This window comes from Pedobacter quisquiliarum (assembly GCF_014642175.1).
In the GTDB taxonomy this organism is placed as follows: domain Bacteria; phylum Bacteroidota; class Bacteroidia; order Sphingobacteriales; family Sphingobacteriaceae; genus Pedobacter; species Pedobacter quisquiliarum.
Map to the genome: position 1 here is coordinate 354,777 of NZ_BMIL01000003.1, position 25,856 is coordinate 380,632.

The 25,856-nt window shown below is 43.5% G+C and carries 20 protein-coding genes and 2 tRNA genes; 10 read left to right on the forward strand and 12 right to left on the reverse strand.

Features of this window, described 5'->3' with window-relative positions:
• Positions 1-5: 5 nt before the first annotated feature.
• From IEW69_RS06465 to IEW69_RS06475, 3 genes are read right to left on the reverse strand one after another with little or no spacing between them, the layout of a single operon-like run.
• Positions 6-3,227, reverse strand: coding sequence for an error-prone DNA polymerase (locus IEW69_RS06465; RefSeq protein ID WP_188626011.1), 3,222 nt, complete (start codon positions 3,225-3,227; stop codon positions 6-8).
• Between the two features lie 5 nt (positions 3,228-3,232).
• On the reverse strand, positions 3,233-4,735 hold the full coding sequence (locus IEW69_RS06470) for a Y-family DNA polymerase (protein WP_188626012.1): 1,503 nt from the start codon (positions 4,733-4,735) through the stop codon (positions 3,233-3,235).
• A gap of 2 nt (positions 4,736-4,737) precedes the next feature.
• On the reverse strand, positions 4,738-5,469 hold the full coding sequence (locus IEW69_RS06475; protein ID WP_188626013.1) for an ImuA family protein: 732 nt from the start codon (positions 5,467-5,469) through the stop codon (positions 4,738-4,740).
• A 192-nt stretch (positions 5,470-5,661) separates the two neighbouring features.
• On the opposite strand from IEW69_RS06475, the gene IEW69_RS06480 reads away from it, so the two are divergent.
• The 3 genes from IEW69_RS06480 (at position 5,662) to IEW69_RS06490 (ending at position 8,332) form a co-directional block, all read left to right on the forward strand.
• Positions 5,662-5,970, forward strand: a complete 309-nt coding sequence (locus tag IEW69_RS06480) for a hypothetical protein (RefSeq protein WP_188626014.1) — start codon at positions 5,662-5,664, stop codon at positions 5,968-5,970.
• 132 nt (positions 5,971-6,102) lie between these two features.
• Positions 6,103-8,178 (forward strand): HD family phosphohydrolase, encoded by a 2,076-nt coding sequence (locus IEW69_RS06485; RefSeq protein ID WP_373284095.1) that lies wholly within the window; start codon positions 6,103-6,105, stop codon positions 8,176-8,178.
• Between the two features lie 67 nt (positions 8,179-8,245).
• Positions 8,246-8,332: transfer RNA gene (locus tag IEW69_RS06490), tRNA-Ser, on the forward strand.
• 81 nt (positions 8,333-8,413) lie between these two features.
• Here the strand turns inward: IEW69_RS06490 and IEW69_RS06495 are convergent.
• Together IEW69_RS06495 and IEW69_RS06500 are read right to left on the reverse strand one after the other, a co-directional pair.
• Entirely contained in the window at positions 8,414-10,957 is a 2,544-nt protein-coding gene (locus IEW69_RS06495; protein WP_188626015.1) for an ABC transporter permease, read from the reverse strand.
• 2 nt (positions 10,958-10,959) lie between these two features.
• Positions 10,960-11,637 carry an ABC transporter ATP-binding protein gene (locus IEW69_RS06500; protein ID WP_188626016.1) on the reverse strand — a complete coding sequence of 226 codons (678 nt, stop codon included), beginning with the start codon at positions 11,635-11,637 and terminating at the stop codon, positions 10,960-10,962.
• 111 nt (positions 11,638-11,748) lie between these two features.
• Between IEW69_RS06500 and IEW69_RS06505 the strand changes: the two genes are divergently transcribed.
• Together IEW69_RS06505 and IEW69_RS06510 are read left to right on the forward strand one after the other, a co-directional pair.
• The gene (locus IEW69_RS06505) at positions 11,749-12,390 is read left to right on the forward strand and encodes an arylesterase (protein ID WP_188626017.1); all 642 of its coding nucleotides are present in this window, start codon (positions 11,749-11,751) and stop codon (positions 12,388-12,390) included.
• A 29-nt stretch (positions 12,391-12,419) separates the two neighbouring features.
• Positions 12,420-13,439, forward strand: coding sequence for a S66 peptidase family protein (locus IEW69_RS06510; RefSeq protein ID WP_188626018.1), 1,020 nt, complete (start codon positions 12,420-12,422; stop codon positions 13,437-13,439).
• Here the strand turns inward: IEW69_RS06510 and IEW69_RS06515 are convergent.
• Positions 13,436-13,717, reverse strand: coding sequence for a hypothetical protein (locus IEW69_RS06515; RefSeq protein ID WP_188626019.1), 282 nt, complete (start codon positions 13,715-13,717; stop codon positions 13,436-13,438). The two genes, IEW69_RS06510 and IEW69_RS06515, sit on opposite strands and share 4 nt — an antisense overlap.
• Before the next feature lie 176 nt (positions 13,718-13,893).
• On the opposite strand from IEW69_RS06515, the gene IEW69_RS06520 reads away from it, so the two are divergent.
• From IEW69_RS06520 to IEW69_RS06530, 3 genes are all read left to right on the forward strand, one after another.
• A complete protein-coding gene (locus IEW69_RS06520) occupies positions 13,894-14,073 on the forward strand; it encodes a BF3379 family histone-like protein (RefSeq protein WP_188626020.1) in 180 nt (59 codons plus the stop codon).
• Between the two features lie 142 nt (positions 14,074-14,215).
• Positions 14,216-14,899, forward strand: a complete 684-nt coding sequence (gene rpiA / locus IEW69_RS06525) for a ribose-5-phosphate isomerase RpiA (protein WP_188626021.1) — start codon at positions 14,216-14,218, stop codon at positions 14,897-14,899.
• An 18-nt stretch (positions 14,900-14,917) separates the two neighbouring features.
• The gene (locus IEW69_RS06530) at positions 14,918-15,733 is read left to right on the forward strand and encodes an NAD-dependent epimerase/dehydratase family protein (RefSeq protein WP_188626022.1); all 816 of its coding nucleotides are present in this window, start codon (positions 14,918-14,920) and stop codon (positions 15,731-15,733) included.
• Positions 15,734-15,963: 230 nt separating this feature from the next.
• Here IEW69_RS06530 and IEW69_RS06535 read toward each other — a convergent pair.
• Positions 15,964-16,037: transfer RNA gene (locus IEW69_RS06535), tRNA-Arg, on the reverse strand.
• A 73-nt stretch (positions 16,038-16,110) separates the two neighbouring features.
• On the reverse strand, positions 16,111-17,502 hold the full coding sequence (locus tag IEW69_RS06540) for an exonuclease domain-containing protein (protein ID WP_188626023.1): 1,392 nt from the start codon (positions 17,500-17,502) through the stop codon (positions 16,111-16,113).
• A gap of 127 nt (positions 17,503-17,629) precedes the next feature.
• Between IEW69_RS06540 and IEW69_RS06545 the strand changes: the two genes are divergently transcribed.
• Together IEW69_RS06545 and IEW69_RS06550 are read left to right on the forward strand one after the other, a co-directional pair.
• The gene (locus IEW69_RS06545; RefSeq protein WP_188626024.1) at positions 17,630-17,992 is read left to right on the forward strand and encodes a response regulator; all 363 of its coding nucleotides are present in this window, start codon (positions 17,630-17,632) and stop codon (positions 17,990-17,992) included.
• Between the two features lie 79 nt (positions 17,993-18,071).
• Positions 18,072-18,311 (forward strand): hypothetical protein, encoded by a 240-nt coding sequence (locus tag IEW69_RS06550; RefSeq protein ID WP_188626025.1) that lies wholly within the window; start codon positions 18,072-18,074, stop codon positions 18,309-18,311.
• A 35-nt stretch (positions 18,312-18,346) separates the two neighbouring features.
• Here IEW69_RS06550 and IEW69_RS06555 read toward each other — a convergent pair whose 3' ends face one another.
• The 4 genes from IEW69_RS06555 to yidC all read right to left on the reverse strand — a co-directional run bounded on the left by IEW69_RS06555 (position 18,347) and on the right by yidC (position 25,839).
• Entirely contained in the window at positions 18,347-19,618 is a 1,272-nt protein-coding gene (locus tag IEW69_RS06555) for a spore maturation protein (protein WP_188626026.1), read from the reverse strand.
• Positions 19,619-19,635: 17 nt separating this feature from the next.
• Complete coding sequence (locus IEW69_RS06560) at positions 19,636-20,814, reverse strand: M14 family zinc carboxypeptidase (RefSeq protein ID WP_188626027.1); 1,179 nt, start codon at positions 20,812-20,814, stop codon at positions 19,636-19,638.
• A 67-nt stretch (positions 20,815-20,881) separates the two neighbouring features.
• Complete coding sequence (locus tag IEW69_RS06565; RefSeq protein ID WP_188626028.1) at positions 20,882-23,746, reverse strand: S9 family peptidase; 2,865 nt, start codon at positions 23,744-23,746, stop codon at positions 20,882-20,884.
• A 281-nt stretch (positions 23,747-24,027) separates the two neighbouring features.
• Positions 24,028-25,839, reverse strand: a complete 1,812-nt coding sequence (gene yidC / locus IEW69_RS06570; RefSeq protein WP_188626029.1) for a membrane protein insertase YidC — start codon at positions 25,837-25,839, stop codon at positions 24,028-24,030.
• Between the last annotated feature and the right edge of the window lie 17 nt (positions 25,840-25,856).

Below are 25,856 nucleotides of genomic sequence, written 5' to 3' on the forward strand. Positions count from 1 at the left end.
AAATCTTATTTGAAGTTCCTGGCATTCGGAAAAACGGTTTGATCTCCATTTTGCCTGATCTGCGTACGTTTATTCTTAGCAGGGAAGTTGTTGCTTTCCACTTTTTCCGCTTGAACGTTGTTATTCGCTTCCTGCTTTTTATTTAGAAGTAGCAAGCTGGTCAGGTCAAAGCAGCGTTTTACCACCACATGCGTAACCGCACCTTCTCTTTGAAGTTTCCCTTCCACCATGAGTAATTTTGCACCTAGTATTTCTTTCCTGTAGGTTTCGAATAGTCCTTGGAATATGACAAGGTTTGAGAATCCAGTTTCATCCTCAATAGTGATAAAACATACGCCACCGGCGGTTCCCGGCCGCTGTCGCACCAACACCAATCCAGCTACTTTAACCAGTTCGCCATCTCTCAAATCTGCGAGTTCCTTGGAAGATTTGATATTTAATGATCTTAGTTTATCTCTTGTGAAGCTGAGTGGATGCGCTTTCAAAGACAAGGCTGTGGAGGCGTAATCTTGCACCACATGTTCAGCCTGGCTCATGAATGGCAAGGCAATCTGACCTTCTAATGGTGCTTGTTGTGTTTGTCCTTCAAATAACCCTATTGGCATATCGAGCAATGCAGACACCTCCCATAAAGCCTTTCTTCTGTCCATGCCTAAAGAACGAAAGGCATCGGCATCGGCAAGTTTCTCCAGCGTAGCCTGGGATACGCCGGCATGTCTAAGTGCTGGTAGACTGGTGAAATGCTGCTTCCTTGCTTTGATTAAGGCATCCATATCTTCTTCGCGAATGCCTTTGATTTGCCGAAAACCCAAACGTAGTGCTCTGGATTTGCCAGATTGTTCTTCAAGGGTATTGTCCCAACTGGAATAGTTTACATCTATGGATCTGACATCAACACCATGGTTCCGTGCATCAATGACGACCTGAGCAGGCTGGTAAAATCCCATCGGCATACTGTTTAGCAATGCAGCAGCAAATACATCGGGATAATAACATTTGAGCCAGGAGGAGACATAGACCAGTAAAGCGAAACTTGCAGCATGGCTTTCCGGGAAGCCATAGCTTCCAAAACCTTCCAGCTGCTTGAATATGCGCTTTGCAAAATCGGCTGAGTAACCCTTGTTCGTCATCCCTGTAATCAACTTTTTCTCGAATTTGGAGACCAGGCCTTTCAGTTTGAAAGTTGCCATGCTTCTGCGCAATTCATCTGCTTCTGCAGGAGTGAATCCTGCTGCTACAATGGCAATTTTCATGGCTTGTTCCTGAAATAGCGGTACACCTTTAGTGCGTTCCAAAATGCTTTTAAGTTCTTCAGAGGGGTAATCTACTGGTTCTTCACCATTACGCCTCCTTAAGTATGGATGGACCATATCACCCTGAATTGGGCCAGGCCGTACAATGGCGACTTCGATCACCAGGTCATAGAAGTTCTTGGGCTTTAAACGTGGGAGCATGGTTTGTTGCGCTCGGCTCTCAATCTGAAATACGCCGATGGTGTCGGCACGACTGATCATGTCGTAAACCTTCTGATCATCCTGCGGGATGTTTGCCAAAGTGAATTCCTTATCGTAATGCTGCTTTGCGAGATCGAATGCCTTTCGGATACAGGTCAGCATCCCGAGGCCTAATACATCAATCTTCAAGAAACCTAGCGTATCAATATCATCTTTGTTCCATTCTATGTTTGTTCGTTCCTCCATCCGGGCATTAAGAATGGGGCAGAGGTCACTAAGCTTATCCTGGGTAATCACAAACCCACCAGTATGCTGCCCCAATTGTCGCGGGAAGCCCAACATTTGGGCGGTCAGCTGTAAAACTTTCCGTAAGTGGGGATCATTGGGGTTAAGTCCTTGTTCAACGATTCTGGCTTCTTCAAACCATTCATCTGTAAACTCCCAGACTGCAGCGGAAAGTCGGTTGATCGTGTCTACCGAAAGACCCATCACTTTGCCAACATCACGAATGGCGCCTTTCTGATGTTGTTGTGTAACTGTTGCTACTATTGCCGCACGGTCCCGTCCATACTTGGTGTATATGTATTGAATAACTTCCTCCCGGCGTTCATGTTCGAAGTCAACATCAATATCGGGTGGCTCATTCCTGGCAGAGGAAATAAAGCGTTCAAACAACAACTCAAATTTTGTGGGGTCAACGGAAGTTATGCCAAGACAATAGCAAACGGTAGAATTTGCAGCAGACCCACGTCCCTGGCATAGGATGCCCTTACTTCTGGCAAAACGGACAATGTCATGTACCGTGAGGAAGTAAGGCGCATACTCCATCTCAGCTATAAATTTCAACTCGTGGTTTATGGCCGTTCTGATTTTTTCAGGAATTTCTCCGATTGCGCTATAACGTTCCCGGGCACCTTCCCAGGTCAGTATTTCCAGCTCTTCCTGTGCTGAACGGCCTTCGGAGGTGATCTCGTCTGGATATACATATTGAAGCTCTGCTAACGAAAATGTACAGGCATCAGCGATTTCTTGTGTGCGGCTGATCGCATCAGGGTATTGTGCAAAGAGGCGTATCATTTCAGTGATGGGCTTAAGATATCGCTCTGCATTGGCGTGTAGCTTAAAACCCGCTTGCTGTATGGTACACTTTTCCCGCACACAGGTTAGGATATCTTGCAGTTCCCTTCTTTCGTGAGTATGGTAATGCACATCATTTGTTGCTACCAGCGGTATACCGAGTTTCTCTGCAAGTTGTGCAAGCCGGTGTAGCTTTTTATGATCATCACCCTGGTAGTTGCGACTCCCTGCCAGATATAAGTTATCACCCAAGTGATGTTTATAGATCCGGAGTTGTTGCTCAAAGGCAGGCTCAAAATCAAAATGGGCATTCAGGGCATCTGGTGGGATGACGATGAATTTCATGCCTTCAGCACTTTCAAAAACATCACTTTTATAGAGGTGGCATGATCCTTTTTGTGTGCGAAGGTTACCTTTAGAAAGTAGTGCGGAAAGCCTGCTATAGGCGGCTTTATCAGTGGGATAGGCCAGCAAGCTCGGGCCATCCAGTAAGTCTAATCGGCAGGCTGGAATGATGGTGAGCGCTTTATCTTTTGAAGCCGCATACGCCCGAACAATGCCAGCTAAGCTGTTTCGATCCGTAATTGCGATCTTCTTATAGCCCAATGCTGCTGCTTGTTCTACAAGTTCTTCGGGGTGTGAAGCACCACGTAGGAAACTAAAATTTGATGTGATCTGAAGTTCTGAATAACTCATGTTTGTTAAGCAAAGAATCCATGTAAGTACCATTGAGAAGGGGTGTCGCTGCCGTAATGCCCAGATCTGAAGATCCAGTAACGCTGACCCAGATCGTCTTCTACTTGATAATAATCGCGGTGCTCTCCGGCATCCGCCCACCATTCGCGCTCGATTCTTTCCGGTCCGTCTGATTTACGCACGTAATGCACTTTGTCCTGGTATCGGAATGACATGGGTGGGTAATCGGGTACCGGGGCGGTTACTTCAATCACGACTGGTGTTTTTAACAGCATGGTTGGGCGTGGACGATCTTTGACCCATGCTGTAGCCGGTTGTTCATCCAGTGCGCTGGCCAGTTTGATGGAACGCTCTGGCCAGTAATGTTCATCCGGCAGGTAACGATGGATGACATTTGCCCCAAGTTTACCGGCAAGGCGATCGAGCAGTTCTGCGACTTCCTGATTATTCAGGCCTTGTTTGCCAGCCCATAACGCTTCTTGTGTGATCGGGGCATCTTCAACCTGGGTCGCATCTAAGGTAAAAAGTTCTATCCCAAACCCCGGCCTGATGGTAGAGATGTGAAGTTCCAGTAGTTTAAACAAATGAGGGCTATGATTTGAAGCCTTACTGGTTCCGATAGAAACCTGCTCTATTTTTCCATCGACCCTATAGCAGGTCAAAATCGCTTTTCGAAGGCCCTTACCTTCTTTTTGAAGGCGCTCACAAAGGCTTTCCAACATGCGCAAGATGGCCACTTCAATACCAGCAGCCGTGCGAATGGGTTCAAGGCATGGTAGACGTTCCTGAAATGGTTCGGGTATGCATATGGGTTGAAGGTATTCTTCTTCTTGTCCTAAAGCTTGACGTATACGCTTGATTAAATGATCACCGAAGCGCCTTTTTAAAGCTGAATGTGGCATGTTGATAAAGCTGTGCAGCTTGGTGAGCCCTAATTTATGTAAGCGTTCTATGACCTGTGGTTCCAGTCGCAGGCTGGCGGGCGGAAAGTTTAGCAGCGCATGGGCCTGCATTCCGGATTCCACAATAGGAGCAGTATTATCGAAACGGACTTTAGCCCATGCTGCACCAATGGTATCCGCAATAGCTGCTTGTGTGTAATAGCCTTTACTTTGCAATCGGGATACAATCTCTTCAAGGTAGGACGCTTCACCACCCCAAAGGTGTGCACAACCTGTAATTTCAAGAATCAAACCATCGGGTAAGTCCACTGCCACAATTGGTGCATAACGTACACACCATTCACCAAGTCCTTTTAACAACCGGGCCTCGCGGCCAGGTTTGGTATCTATTATTTCCAGATCAGGAAAGATGGCTTTTGCGTCTGCCACATTCATGTTCAGGGTTACACCCTCAGCTGCTGCTTCAGGGTTAATGGCCGTAATAATCTTTCGCCCACGTTCCGGTTTTGCAAATGCAAATGGACATCCTTTTAGGGCAGGTCTGCGTAACGTTTGCCAATCCGTAACCAGGTAGCGGAACCATATAGATAAAAATCTGCGTTGCATGATTAACCTGTTTTACGTCTTCGTACATCAGAAGTTTCGGCCGCGGTTACAACAGCAAATTGTCCTGCTTTCCATTCCAGCTGCCATACCCCAGGGTTTCCATTTCTTACACGCAGCAATTCTACCTGCCATCTGGGAAAGCCAAGTCCTGGTAATCCGTCAACTTGTTCACTGAGAATAGGTTTTATTTGCCAGCGTGCTACACAAGCTGTAGTGGCTATGCGATCTGCGGCTGTGCGCAAAATAAATCCGGTGACCTGGCTTTTTTCGAGCGCGAGCTGCAATCTTCGGGATTGGGCGAATGAGATGTCACGGACTTCGGCAATCACAGCAGCGAGTTCTTTGCATTTTAGTGCTTCTTCCATTGCCCACAATACATCACGTTCAGTGCCCACATCTATAAAAATCATTTGATGGGGCTGTACTCCGTATGCGAATAATGCCGTTGGGAAAAGGCTTCTGGATTGACTGATGTAAATGCATGTACCATCATTCTGCATCAATTGTTGTAGGATCCCCGCGATGAAGCCCTGGCTTGAAGCAGCGATCTCCGGAGTTGAGCATAAAAATTCGTGGATTGCAGCGATAGGGAATACTGCATTTGGGAATCCAGCTTCAATTGGGCCAAGTCCAATGCACTGCGTAGTTCCATGGTTTGGTTTGAAACCTTGTAGCAAAAGAATGTCTTTTTGCAATTGGGCTACAATTTCTTGCTTTGTTTTCTCCTGTGCCATAAACTTTGTACCACAAAACTAATGCTAATAATATTAGTACAAAGAATATAATGCTAAAAAAGTTATCAACAGGCTTGTTTATTTCCTTTCAGTACCAGGTATGCCTTTAGGGCGCTCAAAAGTTTTCTAAGGACTATGGATTAAAATACAGGCTGCTTTTAGCATAATCCATACGGTTGTCGTTTACTGAATATGAAAAGAGCATTAATCTTATTGTCAATTGTAGTTGCAGGTTTAAGCAGCTGTAGTACTGTTAAAAATAACCCCACTTCCGAAGATGTTACCTTAACTGGAACCATCCAGGAATTAGGGATGACGACATTTCAATATGGATCTCACAAGATGAAATCCGCTGATACGCTCTATGCTTTAAGAAGTTCTAAGGTGCAACTTCAAGATTACCTGGACAAAGCCATTACCCTGAAAGGGACCAAAGTAGCTGGGTATCCAATTGAAGGGGGTCCAACGCTCATAGAAGTTACCTTCATAGCAATCAAATAGCCACAACACATTTAGTGCTTAAAGAAAAAGTCATTCCCAAGGGATGACTTTTTCTGTTTGAAGCTGTGCTTCATGATTATAAATCATTATTGATTATAATGTGTTAATTTTGAATAAATCAAATTCATCATTTTGGCTAAAATCAAAAAGAACTCACATAAAGTATTGTACCGTAAGTATTCCTATAACATCAAGTATGTTATGATGCTTTTAACGGTGTTGTTAATCTCCTTTTTCTTGCCTAAACAACCCCGTTTCAGGTATGAGTTCGAGAAAGGGAAAGTTTGGATGAATAAGGATCTTATTTCTCCATTTAGCTTTGCTATCCTTAAAACGGAGCCTGAAGTCAGCACCGATAAAAAAGATGCTTTAGAAAGTTTATTGCCTATTTACCGGTATAATCCGGATTTGATTAACGTCATAGAAGATGCTTTTTTGAATGAGTTTGAGGTTAAATGGCGGGGAAGCACTATTGATGAGCGAGACCGGGAAGCCGTCCGGGAGAGTGCTTTGAGTTTATTGAAGTCGATATATCAGAAAGGTATCATTGCCACACAGCCTAAGCATCTCCAGGGGAATAAGTTTTACGACTTCGCATTGCTGAACAATAACGTTTCAAAAGTGGTGAGCACGCAGGATGTTTTTACAGTTCCAACGGCGCTTCAGTTTTTCAGTACCAATTTCAAAGTGACGGATTTGCGGATCAGAGAGTTGATCATCAATCTTGTTGAAGATCACCTGCAGCCCAACATCCTTTTTGATGAGAAGATGACGGCCGTGGTGCAGACCAACACGATAAATAGCTTATCAACCACCCGAGGCATGGTTCAGAAAGGGGAGCTCATTGTTGCCAACGGTAATGTTGTTGATGATGAAACTTTTCAAAAGCTGCAATCCTTCAAAGAAACATACGAGGTGCAGACCAAAACCATAGGCGATAGTAAGCTTGTTTTTCTTGGTCAGCTCATCTTAGTTGGTTTCATAGTAAGCTTACTGATGGTGTTCTTGTATATGTTCCGAAAGGACATTTTTGCCGATAATAGGCAACTTTCATTGATCCTACTGGTCATCATTTGTATGTTGCTGGCATTAACCTGGGCGATTAAGATCAATCTTCCAAGTTTGTATTATATACCTTTCTGTATTGTTCCGATCATCATCAGAATTCTATTTGATACACGACTTGCGTTGTATCTGCACTTGCTCGTGATCCTAATCGCGGGGTTCTTCGTTCCCAACAGCTTTGAATTTGTATTCTTTCAAACTACCGCTGGGATGGTAGCCATCTATAGCATTAGAAATTTAGTTAAACGTGAGCAGTTGCTGCTTTCCGCATTGTTTATTTTATCTGCTTACCTGATTTGTTATGTTGGTGTTGCCTTACTTAGGGAAGGTACAGTGGATGAGATAGAGTGGATCAACTTTGCGCCATTTGTTGTAAGTGTGTTGCTATCACTCATTGCATATCCAGTGATTTATGCATTTGAGCGTGTGTTCGGGATTACTTCAGATGTTGCTTTAATTGAAGTGACCAATACAAACAACAAGTTACTTCGGGAGCTGGCGTTTAAGGCACCTGGTAGTTTTCAGCACTCCCTGCAAGTGGCGAATCTTGCGGAGGCGGCAATATTCAAAATTGGTGGAAATGCATTACTGGTTCGTGCCGGTGCATTGTACCACGACATTGGTAAAATAGAAAATCCGCAATACTTCATTGAAAATAATACTGGGGTTAGTCCGCATGACAAGCTACCTTACGAACAGAGTGCACAAATCATCATTAAGCACGTGCATAAGGGCATAGAGATCGCGAGGAAGCATCAAATCCCTGAGAGTGTGATTGACTTCATTAGAACGCACCATGGAAACACTCGAGTGGATTTCTTTTATCAGAGCTTTTTAAAGAATTCACCGGAAAAATTTGTGGATGAGAACATCTTCCGATACCCTGGACCAATTCCATTTTCTAAGGAAACAGGGGTGTTAATGCTTGCAGATTCGGTGGAAGCAGCATCAAGAAGTCTTAAAAATCCGGACGCTCAGCGGATAAATGACCTGGTAGAACGCATCATTGACTACAAACTTGAACAAAAGCAGCTAGATAATTGCGATTTAACGTTAAAAGACCTGGAAACTATTAAGCTGATATTCAAGACAATGCTTATGAGTATCTATCATGTGCGCATAGATTATCCACAAACAACGTAATTTTTTTTTGCAAAGATGTTTGAATTACTATATTTGCAACCTCTTCAAAACACAGCGAAGACGAATAGGAGAGGTGCCTGAGTGGCCGAAAGGAACAGTTTGCTAAACTGTCGTACTGGCAACGGTACCGCGGGTTCGAATCCCGCCCTCTCCGCAGAACACCGTTTCTGGTAACAACAAAAGCCTCATTTATGAGGCTTTTGTTGTTTATAACGCATTAGCTATAATGGCACGCTTAAGCATTCTTTCTTAAGATCTCTAGTGGAGGTCTATTCAATGCTGATCTGCTATTTAGAACACCTATAAGGGTGGTTAAAAGGGAAATGCTGAAGAATATACTCACTACGGTTAACCAGTCTGGAGAAAATGGTACCTCAAAGCTAAATTTGGCTAATCCCCAGTTTCCAATTAAGGCAAGAACAATACCTGTAAAAGCAGCTATTGACCCAAGGAAGAAGTATTCCAAGGCTGTGATCATAAAGACCTGCAAACTACTGGCACCAATAGTTCTTAGTAAAACGCTCTCCTGCATACGTTGATATTTGCTGATCAAGACAGAAGATATTAATACGATCAATCCAGTGATGATGCTGAAGCTCGCCATAAAGCGGATGACGAAGCCGATCTTGTTCAGGATCTCATCAAGTACATTTAATATAAGTGCTAAATCGATGATGGACACATTTGGATAAGTAGAAACAACTTTCTGCTGAAAGGCAGCTGAAGCTGCGGCATTGGGTACACGGGTAACCAGCACATGAAATTGAGGTGCATCATCAATCACGCCTTTCGGAAAGACCAGGCGGAAGTTCGTTTGCACCCTGTTCCAATCCACTTCCCGGATGCTACCAACAATTGCAGGCACCATTACCCCTTGCACGTTGAATACCAAGCGATCTCCTATGCTGAGGTGTGCAGATTTTGCATAACCCTGCTCCAGGGAAATATGTGCTGTATCTTGCGCTTGTCCCTGCCATTTACCTTCTATCAATCTTTCACTTGATGTAAGACTATCTCGGAACGTAACGCGCAATTCCCGATTGTAAGCTCTGTTGGAGTACTTGCGTATAGAATCGTTTTTATTCTCCATGGCATTCACGCCGTTGATTTCCTGCAAACGCATGGTCACGATCGGCACTTCTTGAATCAATGGGAGTCCTTCAGACTTGGTAAGTTCAGTTATCGCTGCGCGCTGTTTCGATTGAATATCGAAGATCACCATGTTTGGCTGGTTCTCACTTGTTGATAAGGTAATCCGATCCATCAGGATGGACTGTACAAAGAATAACGTACAGATGAATGTTGTTCCTAATCCGATAGACAAAACCAGGATAGTTGTCTGGTTATTCGGCCGGTAAAGATTAGATAACCCCTGTCTCCAGATATAGCTCCAGGAGGAAGGGAAAAACTTTCGGATCAGCCAAACGCTTGCTGCAGCAACACCATAAAGTACGATAAAGCCGATAACAAGGCTAATGGAAAAAACTAATGTTTGTCGCCAGCCTTCAAGTTGCAACCTTGCGAAGCACGTGATGAATCCAAAGATCAGCAAGTAAACAAACCAGCGCCATGGATCCTTGCTTGTAGATTCCGTATGGTCTGATACTCTTATGGTGTTCAGCGGTGATACTTTCCTGATGGATATTAGCGGTAATAGGGAGAAGAGTATGGATATTATTACACCCAGTAAAATGCCCTGTCCGATGGCTTTCCAGGATATTGTAACCTGAAGTTCCAGCGGAAGGAAATCTTTGAATACAATAGGCAGTACTTGCTGTATGATTGAGCCAAGCGCTGCACCTGCAACGGCGCCAATGAAACCAATGATGGTAATTTGTATCAAAAAGATTAGGAATGCCTGTTTGGAGCTTAAGCCCATACAGCGTAGGATGGCAATGCTCTGCATCTTCTCTTTTACATAGATGTGCACGGCGCTGGCCACACCGATACACCCGAGGAGCAAGGCGATAAACCCTACCAAGGAGAGGAATTTCGTAACATCAGAAAAGGACCTTCCTGTGCTTTCTTTTTTCGACTTTATGGTGTCCTGATCCAGATCGTGGCGCTCAAAAGCAGGGGTCAGTCTGGTGACCATAGCATCCACATCTGTTTGTGGTTTCAGTTTGTAGTAAAAATTGTAATTAATTCTACTGCCTTTCTGCGCCAGATTCGTAGCCTTTAAGTACCTTAAAGGCATGAACACGGAAGGTGCTATTGTGCTTGAGAAACCAGTTTGACCTGGTGCCTGATTAAGAATACCTGCAATTCTAAAGTTTACTTTCCCGATCTGCACGGAATCACCAACATTTGCCTGGTATTGCAACATCAGTGTTTTATCTACAAGCACGTCGTGTTTGTCACGAAAGGTTTTGGCTGCGGATTTAGGGGTAGTCTCTATGTCGCCATAAAATGGAAAATTGCCGCTTAAAGCTCTGATTTGAACGAGCCTTGTACCACCGCCCTTCATGAACAGGATCATGGATGGAAAACTTTGTTCTTCACTATAAGCATCCGCCTGCTTTCTAAGCGAGTCCGTAAATTTCCTTGCTGCAGAGTCAGGAGATTTGTTGGTCCTCACGTCTAAGTCCGCACCGATAAGCGTGGCTGCCTGGCGATCAATATCTTTGGTTAAATTATCACCTATGCCATAGATCGCCACGAGGGCAGCAATGCCCAGGATCATAGAAGAGATGAATAGAAATAGGCGGGCTTTATTCTTCCGGCTGTCGCGCCAGGCCATTAAAAAGAGCCAGGAAATGTTCAAGGGTTTGTTTTCCATAGCTACAGACTATCGTTTAAGATGGCGCCACCTTTTAAGCGTATGATTCTGTTTGTTTTCGAAGCGAGCTCCAGATCATGGGTAACCAGAATTAAGGTCGTTCCGGCATCTCGATTGAGCTCAAAGAGAAGCTTTTCTACCTTCTGGCCAGTCTCCGTGTCAAGGTTTCCCGTTGGTTCATCGGCAAAAAGTATCTTAGGACTATTGGAGAAAGCACGTGCAAGTGATACACGTTGCTGCTCACCACCGGATAGTTGTGAAGGGTAATGGTGCCCCCTTGCTGCCAGTCCAACTTTCTCCAGTAAAGTTAAAGCGCTGGCTTTTACATTCCGCTCACCTCTTAACTCAAGTGGTACCATAACGTTTTCAAGTGCGGTGAGTGTCGGTAGAAGTTGAAAGTTCTGGAATATGAAACCCACGTGTTGGTTCCTCACACGAGCACGTTCGTCTTCATTGAGCTCATCCAGTTTTATCCCGTTTAATACTACGGAGCCGCTGCTCGCCCGGTCTAAGCCGGCGCACAAGCCCAGGAGGGTCGTTTTACCACTACCTGATGGCCCTACAATGGAAACAGTAGAACCCTGTTGAATTTCGAAGTTGATGTCGTTTAATACGGAGAGTGTTTTCCCTTGTGCAGGGTATGTTTTGCTGAGATTGCGGACGCTTAGGATTTCTGTCACAGTACTTTATTAATTTTTAAATTTAAAACCTAAATCTATTGGATATGTTTTGGTATTTCCAGTTACTTTGCGATCATGACACTACACAGATTTTCAAAATTCGGATGCCTCATGGTATGTTTTCTAGTAGCCTGCGGCAATAATACGACTACAAAGACGGATGCGCCAACGGTTAATGTAGAAAATAAAATACAGGAAAAAACGAAGACGGTACTTTTCTTTGGAGATAGCTTAACTGCAGGCTACGGTCTGGAGGACCCAGAAGCTGCATTTCCATACTTGATTGAACAAAAGATTGATTCTTTGCAGTTACCTTATAAGGTTGTAAGTGCGGGCTTAAGTGGTGAGACATCTGCAGGAGGGAAGAATAGGATAGACTGGCTATTGAAGCAGCAGATGGATGTGTTTGTGTTGGAACTCGGTGCCAATGACGGTCTCAGAGGCTTGGATGTTCAGGAAACCGAACGCAACCTGCAGTCTATTATCGATCAGGTTCAGGCAAAGTTCCCAGAGGCGAAGATCGTTGTCACTGGCATGATGGTTCCACCTAGTATGGGTGCCAAATACGCAAACGGGTTCAAAGAGATATTCCCAAGGTTGGCAAAAAAGAACAATGCTGCTTTCATTCCATTTTTACTGGAAGGCGTAGGGGGTGTGCCTGATCTGAATCAAGCAGATGGTATTCACCCGACCGTTGAAGGCCACAAGATTTTGGCTGAGAATGTCTGGTCAACGCTCAAGGATGTATTATAAACACTGTCCGTCGTTTCTTTTTATATAAAATGGACAGAAAAAAATTCCTATCCGTTACAGGTCTGCTTACGGCCGCCACATCTATAGAAGGGTTCGCCCCGGGCGACAAAGCGCTAAATAAATTCATTGTTCCGCCTTATTTAAAACCTGGCGACACGATTGGGATCACGAGTCCTGCGGGCTACATAAGCCTCGAGGCAATACAGCCTGCGAAATTGCTCATGGAGCAATGGGGCTTTAAGGTGCAGGTTGGTGAAACCATTGGCAAACGGTCTTACACCTTCGGTGGAACTGATGCAGAGCGTAAAGCTGATCTGCAGGCCATGATGGATGATCCTTCGCTTAGCGCCATTATGTGCGCAAGAGGAGGCTACGGACTGGTGAGAATCATTGACGATTTGGACTTTTCCAGGTTAAGGAAAAACCCGAAATGGATAATTGGATTCAGTGATGTCACGATATTACACAGCCATTTACATCAGTTTGTGGATATGGCTTCTCTGCATTCAAAAATGTGTAACAGTTTTCCGGATGTCTGGGCATTGGCAGAACCGATCCAGGTGGAAACAATCAATTCAATTCATGCTGCACTTACCGGGAGTAAGATGAAATATGAGGCATCTTATATTAAGTATAATCGTATGGGCACAGGAAGGGGCATGCTAATCGGAGGCAATCTTAGTATTTTAGAAACGCTTTCGGGTACCGCCTCTGCGATGGATACCCGCGGCAAGATTCTATTTCTTGAAGATACGGGGGAGTACCTATATAGTATAGATCGGATGTTGTGGAACCTAAAACGCTCGGGTATGTTGAGCGGTTTGGAGGGTATGATTATCGGGAATTTTAAAACAAAAGCTGATGACCCAGAAGAAGCATTTGGCAAAACCATCTATGAAATCGTGCTTGAAAAAGTGCAGGACTATGGTTTTCCAGTTTGTTTCGACTTTCCTGTGGGGCATCAGCGTAGTAATTTTGCACTAAAGTGCGGCGTAATGCACGAGCTTAGGGTTTTTTCAGCAGGTACACAGTTGCTTGCTTTGGCTTAGGTGGCGATCAGGCCATCATCGGCTTTATCTTCCTCTGGCTTTTGTGAATTTCCAAGATCGGTTTTTGATGGCGTTCCGGTTAAGGAACCATCATTATCTGGCATCTCCTGATCTAGGTTGTTCGAGTGGTTTAAGTTCTCTACGCCAGGTAATTCATCCGTATCCCGGTGTTCTGTTGTGCTGTTGTAATCGGGGCTGGTTAGATTCTGGGGATTGTTTATGTCATAGTTCTCGCCGCCTGGCGCATTTTCTTTCGGATTTTTATCGTTGGTTACCATAGGTTTAAGTTTTTCTGGTTAAAATATTTACTTTAGTAACTTAACAAAACCATTAAAAAATGGTTTTAATAACTAAATAAGGATGTAAAAACCTTCAATTGATGAATAATTGATTTGCAGGAAATCCAATAATTATTAACTTTAAAACATAATCAAATAACTAATTTCAAAAGAGCATGGAAAAATTTTCAAAACTAAAGGAACTTGTTGCCGGTGTTGAAGCTGACGCGGACAAATTTTATAACTCAGGTAATGGTGCTGCTGGTACACGTGTACGTAAAGCAATGCAGGAATTGAAAAACCTGGCACAAGAGATTCGTACTGAAGTAACCGAGAAAAAAAATAGCGATAAGTAATCTGCTTTTGATAAAAAAAGGCCCGCATTAGCGGGCCTTTTTTTATTTTTATGATTTTTGATTTGTTACCATGTTTGAAATAGGATCTAAGCGCCTATACGCTGATGCCAAGCATTTTAGTATATAATTTAACTTCAACATCTTGGAAAAGACATCAACTCAGAAAGATAACGAGAAGAAGCTGGCGGCGGCTGCCGCGGTAAAATTTGTACAAGAGGGGAGTATCGTCGGACTTGGAACCGGATCATCTGCGTTTTATGCAATTCAAGAAATTGCAGCACTTGTAAAACAAGGCATGCAGATCCAGGGCGTTGCAACATCTGAGCAGACCGCATACCTCGCTGAAAGCTTAGGTATTCCTGTTCTTGGTTTTGATGAAGTACATGCGATTGACATCACCATAGATGGAGCGGATGAATTTACAACGGACCGAAAGCTTATAAAAGGTGGTGGTGGGGCGCTATTTAGAGAAAAGATCGTAGCATCTATGTCTAAACAGGAAATCATCATCGCAGATGCTTCTAAGCTGGTTAAACAACTCGGTGCGTTTACGATCCCCATTGAAGTTATCCCACTGGCAACAAACTACGTCTTACAAGAACTTAAGTTAATAGGGGGAAGCGCATTGCTCCGTAAGAAAAGTGGACACCTTTTTGTAACTGATAACGGTAACCACATCATTGATGCAGATTTTGGTCTGATTGATCATCCTGAAGCGCTGGCTAAAGCATTGAACAACATTGATGGCTTACTCGCACATGGCATCTTCATAGACCTTGCCACTAAAGTCATTATGGCGGATGGTGATGATGTTGTTTACTTTTAGGACGTCTTAATTAGAATCATGGTAAATCGTGTTAGTATATTAGGTTGTGGCTGGTTTGGAACTGCTCTCGCGGTACACTTGCTCAACGATGGGTTTGATGTTAAAGGTTCGGCAACAAGCAAAGAGAAGGTGAGTGTCCTTCAACAACGTGGCATCCCGAGCTATAATATTAGACTAGATCAGGAGGTAAGTCTCCTTATTCCTGATTCGGATTTCTGGTTAAGTGATGCACTCATAATTTCTTCCAATGTGAAGCTTGCTGCAAATGACGGTTATTGTTCCGGCATGCAAAACCTTGTTCAACAGGTGAAATCAACAGCCATCAAAAAGATAATTTTCATCAGTTCTACCAGCGTGTATGGTGACCACAACGCGGTTGTAGATGATCATACAGCCTGCAGTCCGGACAGTCCCTCTGGAGCGGTGCTGCTTGAACTTGAGTCTTTACTACAAAATATTCCAGGTGTACAGTTTGTCGCACTACGTTTCGGCGGTTTGGTGGGGCCGGGAAGATTGCCTGGATCTTTCTTCGCGGGCAAAAAGAATATCCCAAATGGTTTAGCGCCAGTGAACCTTATCCATCTCGAAGATTGTATTGGAATTACAGCTTTATTGATAAGTCTTGACAAGCTGCCCTCAAGAGTGAATGGGGTATCACCGGATCATCCTTCAAGAGCCGAGTTTTATGTGCTTGCTGCACAGCATCAAGGTTTTGAAGTACCAGAATTCATAATGGAAAAAGCGGATTGGAAGATCGTCGGAAGTAGTTTTCTTCAGGAAAGGGGATATGCCTTCCGCATTAGCGACTGGAAAACCTGGTTGACATCTCTTTAATTTTCTAAGTTCCTAAAATTGTGATTGTATTAGTCAATTCAGTTAAACTGTAGTTGCACTAACCGGTTCTAATGAAAGTATATTTTTAATAACCGGTTACAATAAAGTGTAGTTACAATCGAAGTACAGTTGCACTAGCTGCTTACAATTAGAGGCTGCGGCACTCAAAATTCCTGTAAAAAACAAACCCCTGTAAGAAAACTTACAGGGGTTTGGAACTAAGTATTTCGTACACCCAACAGGATTCGAACCTGTGACCGACGGTTTAGAAAACCGTTGCTCTATCCAGCTGAGCTATGGGTGCCTATCCGCTTGGAGCGCCAAAGATAGACGTTCAATTGAACTTCAGCAAATGTTAATTGAAAATATCTTCTATTTTACTGATTTGCAGGCTCAAAAATTAAAGACCGCTTCTTTTCAGGATTATTTTCCGCATAAGATAAGATCAGATTGACAATATAGTCGTTTGATGGGTACGGCTGTAAAGCAGACTTTAGCATTTCGAAATCATTAACGTCCGAATGGAAAGATACGTAGCCCATGCCATAAAATTTCCCATTCTCAATCCATACGCAACTTTGCTCATCTTCAGTGCGCCCCTGATCAAACACCACAAACGAAGGAAGCATCAATTTAAGGTGGTTTATAGCTTCCTGTACACGTAAGTTATAAGCGGTAGAATCTTCAACCCCTAAGCAGGCACCCTCACAAAGCCCATGCTCATGACCTGTGCAGGCAGTTCGGTTACGTTGTACAAAACACAGTTTCTCACAGAGACGGAATTCACGGATCAAAGTTTTAAGCAGGTTGTGCCCATCCAAGATGCTGTTGAAGCTGTAAAGTGATGGACATTGCTTTTTGTATTTGTCTATGCCCAATCTGATGTAGCCATTCTGATCGACGTATTCGTACAAGGCGTATTTTTGTTCAAATCGCTTGAGTGCACGGTTATTTTCCGGCCAGAACTTTTGTATTTGTGTCGCTTCCAGGATTAGTGCCATCAGTTCTGTACCACAAATATCATAATCAATATTGTGTATATTTTTCAGGAATTCCTGGCGCTGTTTACTGCTGCTGTTCCCACTAAAATGAGAACAAACACGTTTCTTTAAGTTTTTAGCTTTCCCTATATAAATGATCTTTCCTTTCTGATCACGGAAATAATAAACCCCTGGCTGTGAAGGCAGTCTATCAATGTAATTTCTGGAAAGATGCGGTGGCAAAACCTGCTCCTTAGATGCTTTTTCCAGCGAACGCGAAATGTGAGATTCCACATCAGCATCCAGTAGCTTTGCAAAGAGGACGGCCGTCGCCGCAGCATCGCCGCCAGCCCGGTGTCGATTTTCTAAGTTGATGTCGAGTGACTTACAAAGCTTGCCTAAGTTATAGGAGCTTAAACCAGGGAAGAGCTTGCGACTTAACCTAACGGTACATAACTTCTTGCAGTTCAAGGTGTGTCCGGATAAGGAGAGGTGATGCCTGATAAAAGCATAATCAAAATTCACATTATGGGCAATAAATATCTTATCATGTAGCAGCTCATAAATATGAACCGCAACTTCTGAAAAAGTAGGGGCCTCGGCAACCATTTCGTTGTTAATGCCTGTAAGTGCCTCAATATAGCTGGGAATAAATTGCTCAGGGTTGATTAAGGATTCCCAGGTTTCTACAACAGTGTTCCCATCCATGATATGGATGGATATCTCTGTGATGCCATTTCCGGAGGGGCACCCACCAGTTGTTTCAATATCTACAACGGCGTATTTCATCTTGTTTTTCAATATAGGTTCGATTGCATAAAGATGCTAATAAACTTAGTATATCTTAAATTTATTGCAATAAATGACAATACTGGCATACAAATGGCTTGTACCTCAGCGAAATGAGGGTAATTAGATGAGAAAAATACTAGCGGTTGATGATGATAATGACATACTAGATGTGATCAGAATCATCCTGGAGGATGAAGGCTACGAAGTTGCTACTTTAACTAACGGAAGAAATATAATTGATTCCATAACGAACATTAGGCCTGATCTGATTCTACTTGACGTTATGTTATCCGGAATGGATGGGAGAGAGATCTGCAGGACGATAAAAGAAAATCTTTCTCTGAACCCAATCCCCATCATCATGATCTCTGCAAGTCACAACCTTCAGAACTTTAAAGCCCTACCTGGCCCGCCAAATGGGTTCATACCGAAGCCGTTTGACATAGACAAGTTTGTACATGTGGTGAACGGCCATTTCGCAGCTTAAACAGCTTCAATTATTATTTTTAAAATATCTTAAACATTGCTCAAACATGTTTGTTTAGTATCCACTAACCAGGTATGTTATGATGAGCAACTATTTAAATCTGCAATTTGATTTAGCGGGTAAGCCTGTTTCGGGCTTTTGTATGCAAATCCATGATGATTTTCACGAGACCTACGCCGTAGTTCTTGATGGGTATCATTCCTTTTGTGTATGGCTGGATGGTAATGCAAATTGGAAGTTTTCCAAATACGCCAACATCGAGCCAGGCATTCTGGACAAAGTTATCACACAGCTGAAGTCGCTTAAGCCAGGCAACTAGTCAAACTCCTAATCCTTCTTCTAATAAAACATTGCTTACCCGAAAAACAGGTAGGCCAGGCTTATTGCTGTGATTACACCAACCAAATCAGCCAGCAACATTGCGCCGATGGCGTACCGGGTATCCTTTACATTCACGGCTCCGAAGTATACCGCTATCACGTAAAAGGTGGTGTCTGAACTTCCTTGTAATATGCTTGACAACCTGCCTGCGAAAGAATCTGGCCCGTGTGTGGTCATGGTATCAATCATCATACCTCTTGCACCGCCACCGCTTAGCGGCCTGATTAAGGCTGTTGGAATGCCATCTATAAACCGGGAGTCCACCTGAAAAAACATACAAACCTGCTTCATTCCATTTATGATAACGTCAAATGTACCGCTTGTGCGCAGCAAGCTAATGGCAATCAGCATCCCGACCAAGTAAGGAATAATGCGAATAGCCGTCTCGAAACCGCCTTTTGCGCCCTCAACAAAGGCATCAAACACGTCGATTTTCTTGTAAACAGCACCCAATACGATCAGAAAAAAGATGAGTAGTAACAATCCGTTACTGAGTATACCTGAAAATGATTGTAGACCGGCGGTGCTTAATGATGTCAGATAGAGAACCAGCAATGCGATGACGCTTGATAAGCCAAGGACCCAAATCAAGATCGCAGGTGCAAATACATTGATTTTTTGTTTGAAAGAGACAATCAGCATCGCAGCAATTGTTGCCACGAAAGTGGCGATCATGCAGGGAATAAAGATTTCCGTAGGATTCGCTGCATTCAGGGAGGCGCGAATTGCGATAATACTCACCGGTATCAGGGTCAAACCAGAGGCATGCAGACATAAAAACATGATCTGGGCGTTAGAGGCACGGTCCTTCGTTGGATTGAGCTCCTGCAAGCTCTCCATAGCCTTTAAGCCAAAAGGGGTGGCTGCATTGTCGAGGCCTAACAAATTAGCCGAGAAATTCATAACCATGTGACCAGTCGCGGGATGGCCTTTTGGAACGTCAGGAAACAGCTTTGAGAAGAAAGGCGCAATGATCCTCGACAACAGTCTGATCCCACCAGCGCGCTCCGCAATGCTCATGAAGCCCATAAATAGCGCCATGATACCGATCAGCTTCAAACAGATATTTACCGCCGTCCAGCAGGTTTCTATAACCCCATCGATATGAAGGGGGTTTCCGGGGTCATCGGCCTTGCCAACAATCATCCAATTGAAAACATCGGATTGTCCCAGGAAGAAACATTTAATACATGCAACGAAGATCGCAACAAGGATGAAGGCGGACCAGATTCTGCTTAATGCCATTTATGAATTTGAAAGTTCTAAAATATGACTTTTGATTGCAATATCCCGTTTTTGAAGCTTAAAACAGGTTCTTTTCCACGCATCAGGCTAAAGTTTGCTGGCTCGTCGTATACGATGCTACCTTCCAGTTGCAGGGTGCTTGCCTCGAAAACCTCGTGGGCACTCATCGTATGTAGATCCCCAATATCTTCAATGGTGTAAAAACGATCAACCTGAGTACCCCCGACTCCAGGACTAGGTTTATAGTTTATGCCTACACTAGTCTTAAGTCCATTAACTTCAATATCATGAATTATGAGGTGAAATAATGTCTTGCTATTCTTAGGAATATTGAAGTAGTTGTCTAAAGGAACCGCTTCATATTCTGCTGAACTGATGGCCTTTAAGCCGGCAAGTATCGCTCCAAAGACCATCTTGCGAACCTGCTGTGCTTCTACATCTCCAATCATTGTTCCACCTTCAATTAATATGGTGGCTGTACCTGATGCTTGAAAGTTATCGCCAAAAGCCCTGGGTTCATACGTATCGTCGAACAAGCCCATTTTTCCGGGCAGCTGTGCGTCCAATGACGCCTTCATACAAGCAATGACCTGCATCGCGTGCCTGCGATTGTCGTTCAGGCTACAGCCCTCGTCAAACGCAGGCGCTAAGAATGAAACCGCTGCGGGGTTGGTGGTATGTTGTACGCCCCATAGGTCGGATTGATCGTGTAGATTAAAGCCGAAGTCGGGTTGAATGTTCGCATGCACCGCTTTCAGGATTTGAGCTTCAGTACTCTTTGCAGACAGGTAATCACGGTTTATATCAAGTTGCTGTGCATTTCGACGGGTAAACCGCTCCGCACCATCTGGATTTACCATGGGCAGCAGATAAAGCGTACAGCTAGACAAAATCTCAGTAGCAAAGGATGCAAACGCCGGATGCTTCAGGAAGTTCAGTAAATCCATAATTGCCATCGTTCCTGTAGTTTCATCACCGTGCATCTGGCTCCATAGGAATACCTTCATAGGACCATTTCCTAAACGAAGCAGGATCAGTTCCCGACCTTCTACAGAATGACCAACAACCTCCTGCGCGGCCGTGGACGCATGTTTGGAAATAATCGAAACAAGGTCCCGGTGTTTAAAGAACCGATCCTTGAGCTGTGTTTCAATGAAAGTATTATACGAGTTTAGAATGGGTGAAAGATCCATCATCAAAGGGTAGAAATAAAAAAGCCACTGCCGGATGGTCCGGCAGTGGCAAAGCTAGTATTTTTTGTGTTTATGGTTTGGCATCCGTAAGCTCAAATCCCCAGTTGCTGCCCTTTTCAGTCGCAGGTACACCCGTAACCATCCATTGAGGTGCTTTGGCACCTTTTAGATAGTGGTCAAAGAACTGCTGCTCACGAATCGAGATGTCCTTGCGATTCTGGCGTTGCACCAGGTTGTGTGCTTCATTGTTGTAAACCAATAACCATGCTGGCTTGCCAAGTCTTCGCAGACCAGTAAACATCTCGATGCCCTGGTAGTAAGGAACGGCGCCATCTGCATCGTTAGACATAATCGCCACTGGCGTATTTACTTTAGGAAGGTAGAAAAGGGGGGAGTTCTCCATGTAAAGTTCAGGCTTTTCCCATAGGGTCGCGCCGATACGGCTCTGCGTTTTTTCATACTGGAATTGTCTGCTCATACCACTTTCCCAACGCATGCCACCATATGCGGAAGTCATGTTCACTACTGGTGCCCCGGCCCAGGCTGCAGCGTACATGTCTGTTTGCGTAATCAGGTATGCCACCTGGTAACCACCCCAACTTTGTCCCTGAATACCAATCTTGGCGCCATCTACCCAGGCGTTTTTCTTCAATTCCTCAACACCTGAATTGATGTATTCCATTGCTGATTTACCTGGATAACCAGTTTCGTAGCTGATATCTGGCGCAAATACCAGGTATTCATTGCTAACGAAAAACGGAATATTCAATCTTGATGGGGTAGGCGCTGGTGCCTGATAACTGTATAATCCATCTGATAACTTCTCATAGAAATACACGATCATCGGATACTTCTTATTTGGATCAAAGTTCTCCGGCTTATATAAGATTCCTTCAGATTTATAGCCTTTTGGTGTCGTCCATTTAACGAGTTCTGCCGTTCCCCAGTTGTAGTTCTGCTGTTGCGGGTTCGTTGAACTTAGTTTAACCTCGGCTTTCAAATCCAAAGAGCTAAACACATTCGGAGCATTGGTGTAGTTGGCTTTTTCGTAAACTACGCGATCTGCATTCTTTGCCTTTACGAGATCAGAATATTTGAATTTTGCCATAACCACAAGTTCAGGATTCTTTGTATTACCTAAGTCCTTCTTGAAAAAGCCATTTTCTTTGGTCACGTTGTTGAAGGCGTCTAACCAACTTGTTCCTTTTTTTATAAACACCTCTTCAGGATCAAGCTTCTGATAACGCAGGGTGATTTTATTCTGACGGCCATAACCATTTGTTACGTTTTTCGGCGCAGACTTGCCCTCAGGTGAAAACGCCCAGATATCATATCGGTCATAGATGTAAACGGCTTTGTCGTTGTCAGCCCATCCAGCCATACCGTAGGAAGAAGGATCAGCCGGCACATCGTTGTCCTCATCAGCAAATTTCTCTTGTAAGTCTTTGTTCAAGTGCACGGTCTTACCGTTAGCTACCGTATAACTGTACCAGCCAGACGTACGTTTGTCGAAGAATAAAATGTAATTTCCGTCAGGAGAGGCGGTCACCATACTGTTCATGCCTGAAAGAATTTTCCTGCGTTGACCGGTTTTTACATCAACCATGTAGATGTCGCGAAGGCTCTCCGCTGTCCATTGCATCTGAATCCTGTTTCCTGCATCTGTGCTCGCAAGTACATAGGATGCATCACCTTTTTTAACCAGGTTAGCATCTGGAACATTTAGGTCTGCAAGCGGAATAACCTTTGGATCGCTGTTGAATATATCAATTACACTCAGGTAGCTTCTCTTTAGTTCACGATCCATATTCTTCAACTGCATAGGTTGCAGGTAATCGTCTTTATATCCCCAGATATCCAGTTTGGCATTTTCGAAATCAACCAAAGTCGTGTCTTTTGGCTTTTTGATAGGGGCAATGCCGAAGTACAGCTTCGTTGCATCTTTACTAAAAGTCAGTTTAGCATCTGGACTTACATTCCACTTGGTTGGCATTCCAGGAATCTCGTTGTCTACAAGCACCTGAGCCGTGTCCAGATTCAGGGAGTTGTAGTATACATGATACGATTTAATCTCCTGCTTTTCGGGATCCATCTCACCAACAAAGGCAAGTTGTTCACCATCCTCATCGAAGACAAAGTTCTTAAAAGTACCTTTTCCTTTGATCAAGGTTTTCAAACCGCCCTTTTCCGTATTGTAAACAAACACGCCCGCTGGCGCAGCTTTGTCCTTCTTCGATCCACTTGCAGCGAAAATCAACTGCTTACCATTTTTGCTGAAGCTGTAGTCTGTTACATACTTAAAGGTCCTTGTCGTTCCGGTAATCAGATTTTTAAATATCAGGTCCGTGCCCTCAGCTTTTTTATCTGCACCAGGTTTATCATCATCTGCAAACAACAAATCCGTATAGTCTTTTTTTACAGGCGTTGATGTCGCCGTTGCTGCGGGCGTAGCTGTGCTGCCTGCTTTTTTAGTCGTATCAAGCTTGTCAAGGTGATAAGCTAACAACGCGGTACCAAGTTCTGGCATCTTGAAAGATTTAACGCGTGCAACTTTAGTCACTGCTCCGGTGGTTAGGTTTATATAACCCAGAGAGTCTTTGGGCATGTCGTCCGCCTTCTTTTTCTTGATTCTTGCCGTTCTCGTTTCTTGGTAAAGAGGCTTGATGGTAAACCCAGCGAATTTACTGTCGGCACTGAACTTAACGCCGGTTCCTCTTGGAACCACAACTTTCTGGTTTGTGCTAAAGTTGCTGAAGTACTGCTTGGCATCGCCTTCCTGCTGTGCTACATTGTAGGCGGCCCATAAACCGTTGTCTGAGATTTGTTTAGTCGCTATACTTTCCCAGCTGTCATATACCTTGTGATCCAGGGGCTTCTTTTGCGCATGGGCAAGGCTGACAAAAAATAATAGAATGATGGTGATTGATTTGTGCATATTCAGAATGATTCACATTTAGAATATAAAAATTGCAAATTCCTAAGACATACATGGCTATGTACGTCAAATTTTACAGAAGAAAATACAGCTTATAGATGAATAACTGTGAAATGCTCCTGAATGATGTAGAAATCTGGAGCATAGCGCCTCAGTTTTCGGAATCCTGACCCGGAAAAGAGGAAGAATAAGTAGCGCCTAAGGTCAAAAGACATGAACAGGTGTAGCGTAAGCATATTTTTAAGCTTACATAAAAAAAGCACCCCGGAGGGTGCTTCATATTATTTTGTGTTTTTTCCTTGAATTTTTGCCTGCTGTTGCTGACGCATATAGTCATCAAGGCGTGTCTGGAATTTAGATTTCTTTTTCTTCTCTTCAGGTTTAGCTTTATTCTCCTTCAGGATCGCGTGAATCTTTTCGTCATTCACCATGGTTCTGATTAAGAATTGCTGACCGAAAGTAAGCATGTTCGCAAGGAAATAGTAGTAGTTCAAACCAGCAGGGTAGCTGTTCAAAACACCTAAGAAAACAATCGGCATGATATATCCAATGTATTTCATCTGACCTGTTGCTCCAGAAACCTGGTTATTGAAGTAAGTAAAGATCAATGTTGAGATGGTCATCAACACACACATTAAACTTAAGTGATCTCCAATAAAAGGCAGTGTGAATCCAAACTTCACAAACTCATCATAGGTTGAAAGGTCATTCATCCAAAGGAAGCTTTGGCCACGCAATTCAAATAGGTTCGGGAAGAAGAAGAAGAAAGCCATTACGATAGGTAACTGCAACAACATCGGTAAACAGCCTCCCAAAGGATTTACGCCTACTTGTTTGTACAGCTTCAAATATTCCTGTTGTAAAAGGGTAGGGTTATCTTCACCCACCTTTGCTTTAATCTCGTCCATCTCTGGCTTCAAAATCCGCATCTTAGCCATAGAGATGTATGACTTATAAGTTAACGGAGATAGTACCAGTTTTAACAGAACAGTTAATACCAGGATAATTAATCCATATCCCCATCCAAAACCTTCAAGGAAGTTGAACACTGGCAATACAATGAAACGGTTGATGTATTTCAATGGCCAGTAACCCATTTCCACAATCTTCTCAATATCGTGTCCTTGTTTCTGCAGTTCTGAGAACTTGTTGTTACCGAAGTAGAAACTCATGCCGTAGCTTTGAGCTGCCAACTGGTTGAAAGGAAGTTCAAGGTTTGCTGCGTACCATTTAACCTGGCCCGGAGCAGTTGTTACTTTAACTTCAACTTCACCCTTGGTAAAACCATCCTTGGGGATGATAATCCCCGAAAAGAAGTGCTGCTTGAAAGCAACCCATTCGATTTTACCTTCAGTTAGTTCTTCTTTAACATCTTTCGAGAAATTCAGGTGATCAGGATTCTCGTTAACGTATTTGTAGTAAGGTGCAGAGTAAAGCTGCTCGTTTGCTACAGATTTCTCTTGTTCAAGCAGGATCGCCTCCCAGTTTAAAGTGATGGCGTTACCTTGAATTAGCTGATTAAATCCGTTTAAGTTGATGTTGAAAGTGACGTTATTAGTCCCTTGCTTTAAATCATAGAAATATTCAAGGTACTTATCACCACTGTAATTCGCACGCATGGTTACACCCGTGCCATTGGTTGTTGAAGTAAAGTATAGGTCGTTGGTATTTACAATTTTACCATTAACGTTCAGCTTCAAGCCAAATTTATTTTCGTTACCAGAGAATAAAATCAAAGGCTTGCCTTCGTAGGTTTTCTCATTTTTGACCTCTACAGACAAAATCTTACCACCTTTATTGGTTAGAGTAAGTTTCAGTTTATCATTTTCTAATACTGTAGTTTGCTCAGTTCCGGTCAGATTAGCACCGAAGGGGCCTTTCAAAGCGTTGGAGTCAGGCGTAACAGGCGCGGTTGCTTGCGCAGCAGCCGGCATTTTAGTAGTCGCAGCATTATTGCCGGTTCTTTTGAGTGAATCAGCAGTAATCCTTTCCGATTCCATCTTTAACTCAGCCTCGGTAGGCTTGAAAAAATAGAATGATCCTGCTAAAACAATCATGATCAGGAATAATCCTGTGAACGTATTTCTATCCATTATTGATTTTTAAACGA

Bases quoted from the DNA above. Each gene is read 5' to 3' on its own strand.
- IEW69_RS06465 (WP_188626011.1), bottom strand. From the start codon at position 3,227: ATGAGTTATTCAGAACTTCAGATCACATCAAATTTTAGTTTCCTACGT.
- IEW69_RS06470 (WP_188626012.1), bottom strand. From the start codon at position 4,735: ATGCAACGCAGATTTTTATCTATATGGTTCCGCTACCTGGTTACGGAT.
- IEW69_RS06475 (WP_188626013.1), bottom strand. From the start codon at position 5,469: ATGGCACAGGAGAAAACAAAGCAAGAAATTGTAGCCCAATTGCAAAAA.
- IEW69_RS06480 (WP_188626014.1), top strand. From the start codon at position 5,662: ATGAAAAGAGCATTAATCTTATTGTCAATTGTAGTTGCAGGTTTAAGC.
- IEW69_RS06495 (WP_188626015.1), bottom strand. From the start codon at position 10,957: ATGGAAAACAAACCCTTGAACATTTCCTGGCTCTTTTTAATGGCCTGG.
- IEW69_RS06505 (WP_188626017.1), top strand. From the start codon at position 11,749: ATGGTATGTTTTCTAGTAGCCTGCGGCAATAATACGACTACAAAGACG.
- IEW69_RS06510 (WP_188626018.1), top strand. From the start codon at position 12,420: ATGGACAGAAAAAAATTCCTATCCGTTACAGGTCTGCTTACGGCCGCC.
- IEW69_RS06515 (WP_188626019.1), bottom strand. From the start codon at position 13,717: ATGGTAACCAACGATAAAAATCCGAAAGAAAATGCGCCAGGCGGCGAG.
- IEW69_RS06520 (WP_188626020.1), top strand. From the start codon at position 13,894: ATGGAAAAATTTTCAAAACTAAAGGAACTTGTTGCCGGTGTTGAAGCT.
- IEW69_RS06530 (WP_188626022.1), top strand. From the start codon at position 14,918: ATGGTAAATCGTGTTAGTATATTAGGTTGTGGCTGGTTTGGAACTGCT.
- IEW69_RS06540 (WP_188626023.1), bottom strand. From the start codon at position 17,502: ATGAAATACGCCGTTGTAGATATTGAAACAACTGGTGGGTGCCCCTCC.
- IEW69_RS06545 (WP_188626024.1), top strand. From the start codon at position 17,630: ATGAGAAAAATACTAGCGGTTGATGATGATAATGACATACTAGATGTG.
- IEW69_RS06550 (WP_188626025.1), top strand. From the start codon at position 18,072: ATGATGAGCAACTATTTAAATCTGCAATTTGATTTAGCGGGTAAGCCT.
- IEW69_RS06555 (WP_188626026.1), bottom strand. From the start codon at position 19,618: ATGGCATTAAGCAGAATCTGGTCCGCCTTCATCCTTGTTGCGATCTTC.
- IEW69_RS06560 (WP_188626027.1), bottom strand. From the start codon at position 20,814: ATGATGGATCTTTCACCCATTCTAAACTCGTATAATACTTTCATTGAA.
- IEW69_RS06565 (WP_188626028.1), bottom strand. From the start codon at position 23,746: ATGCACAAATCAATCACCATCATTCTATTATTTTTTGTCAGCCTTGCC.
- yidC (WP_188626029.1), bottom strand. From the start codon at position 25,839: ATGGATAGAAATACGTTCACAGGATTATTCCTGATCATGATTGTTTTA.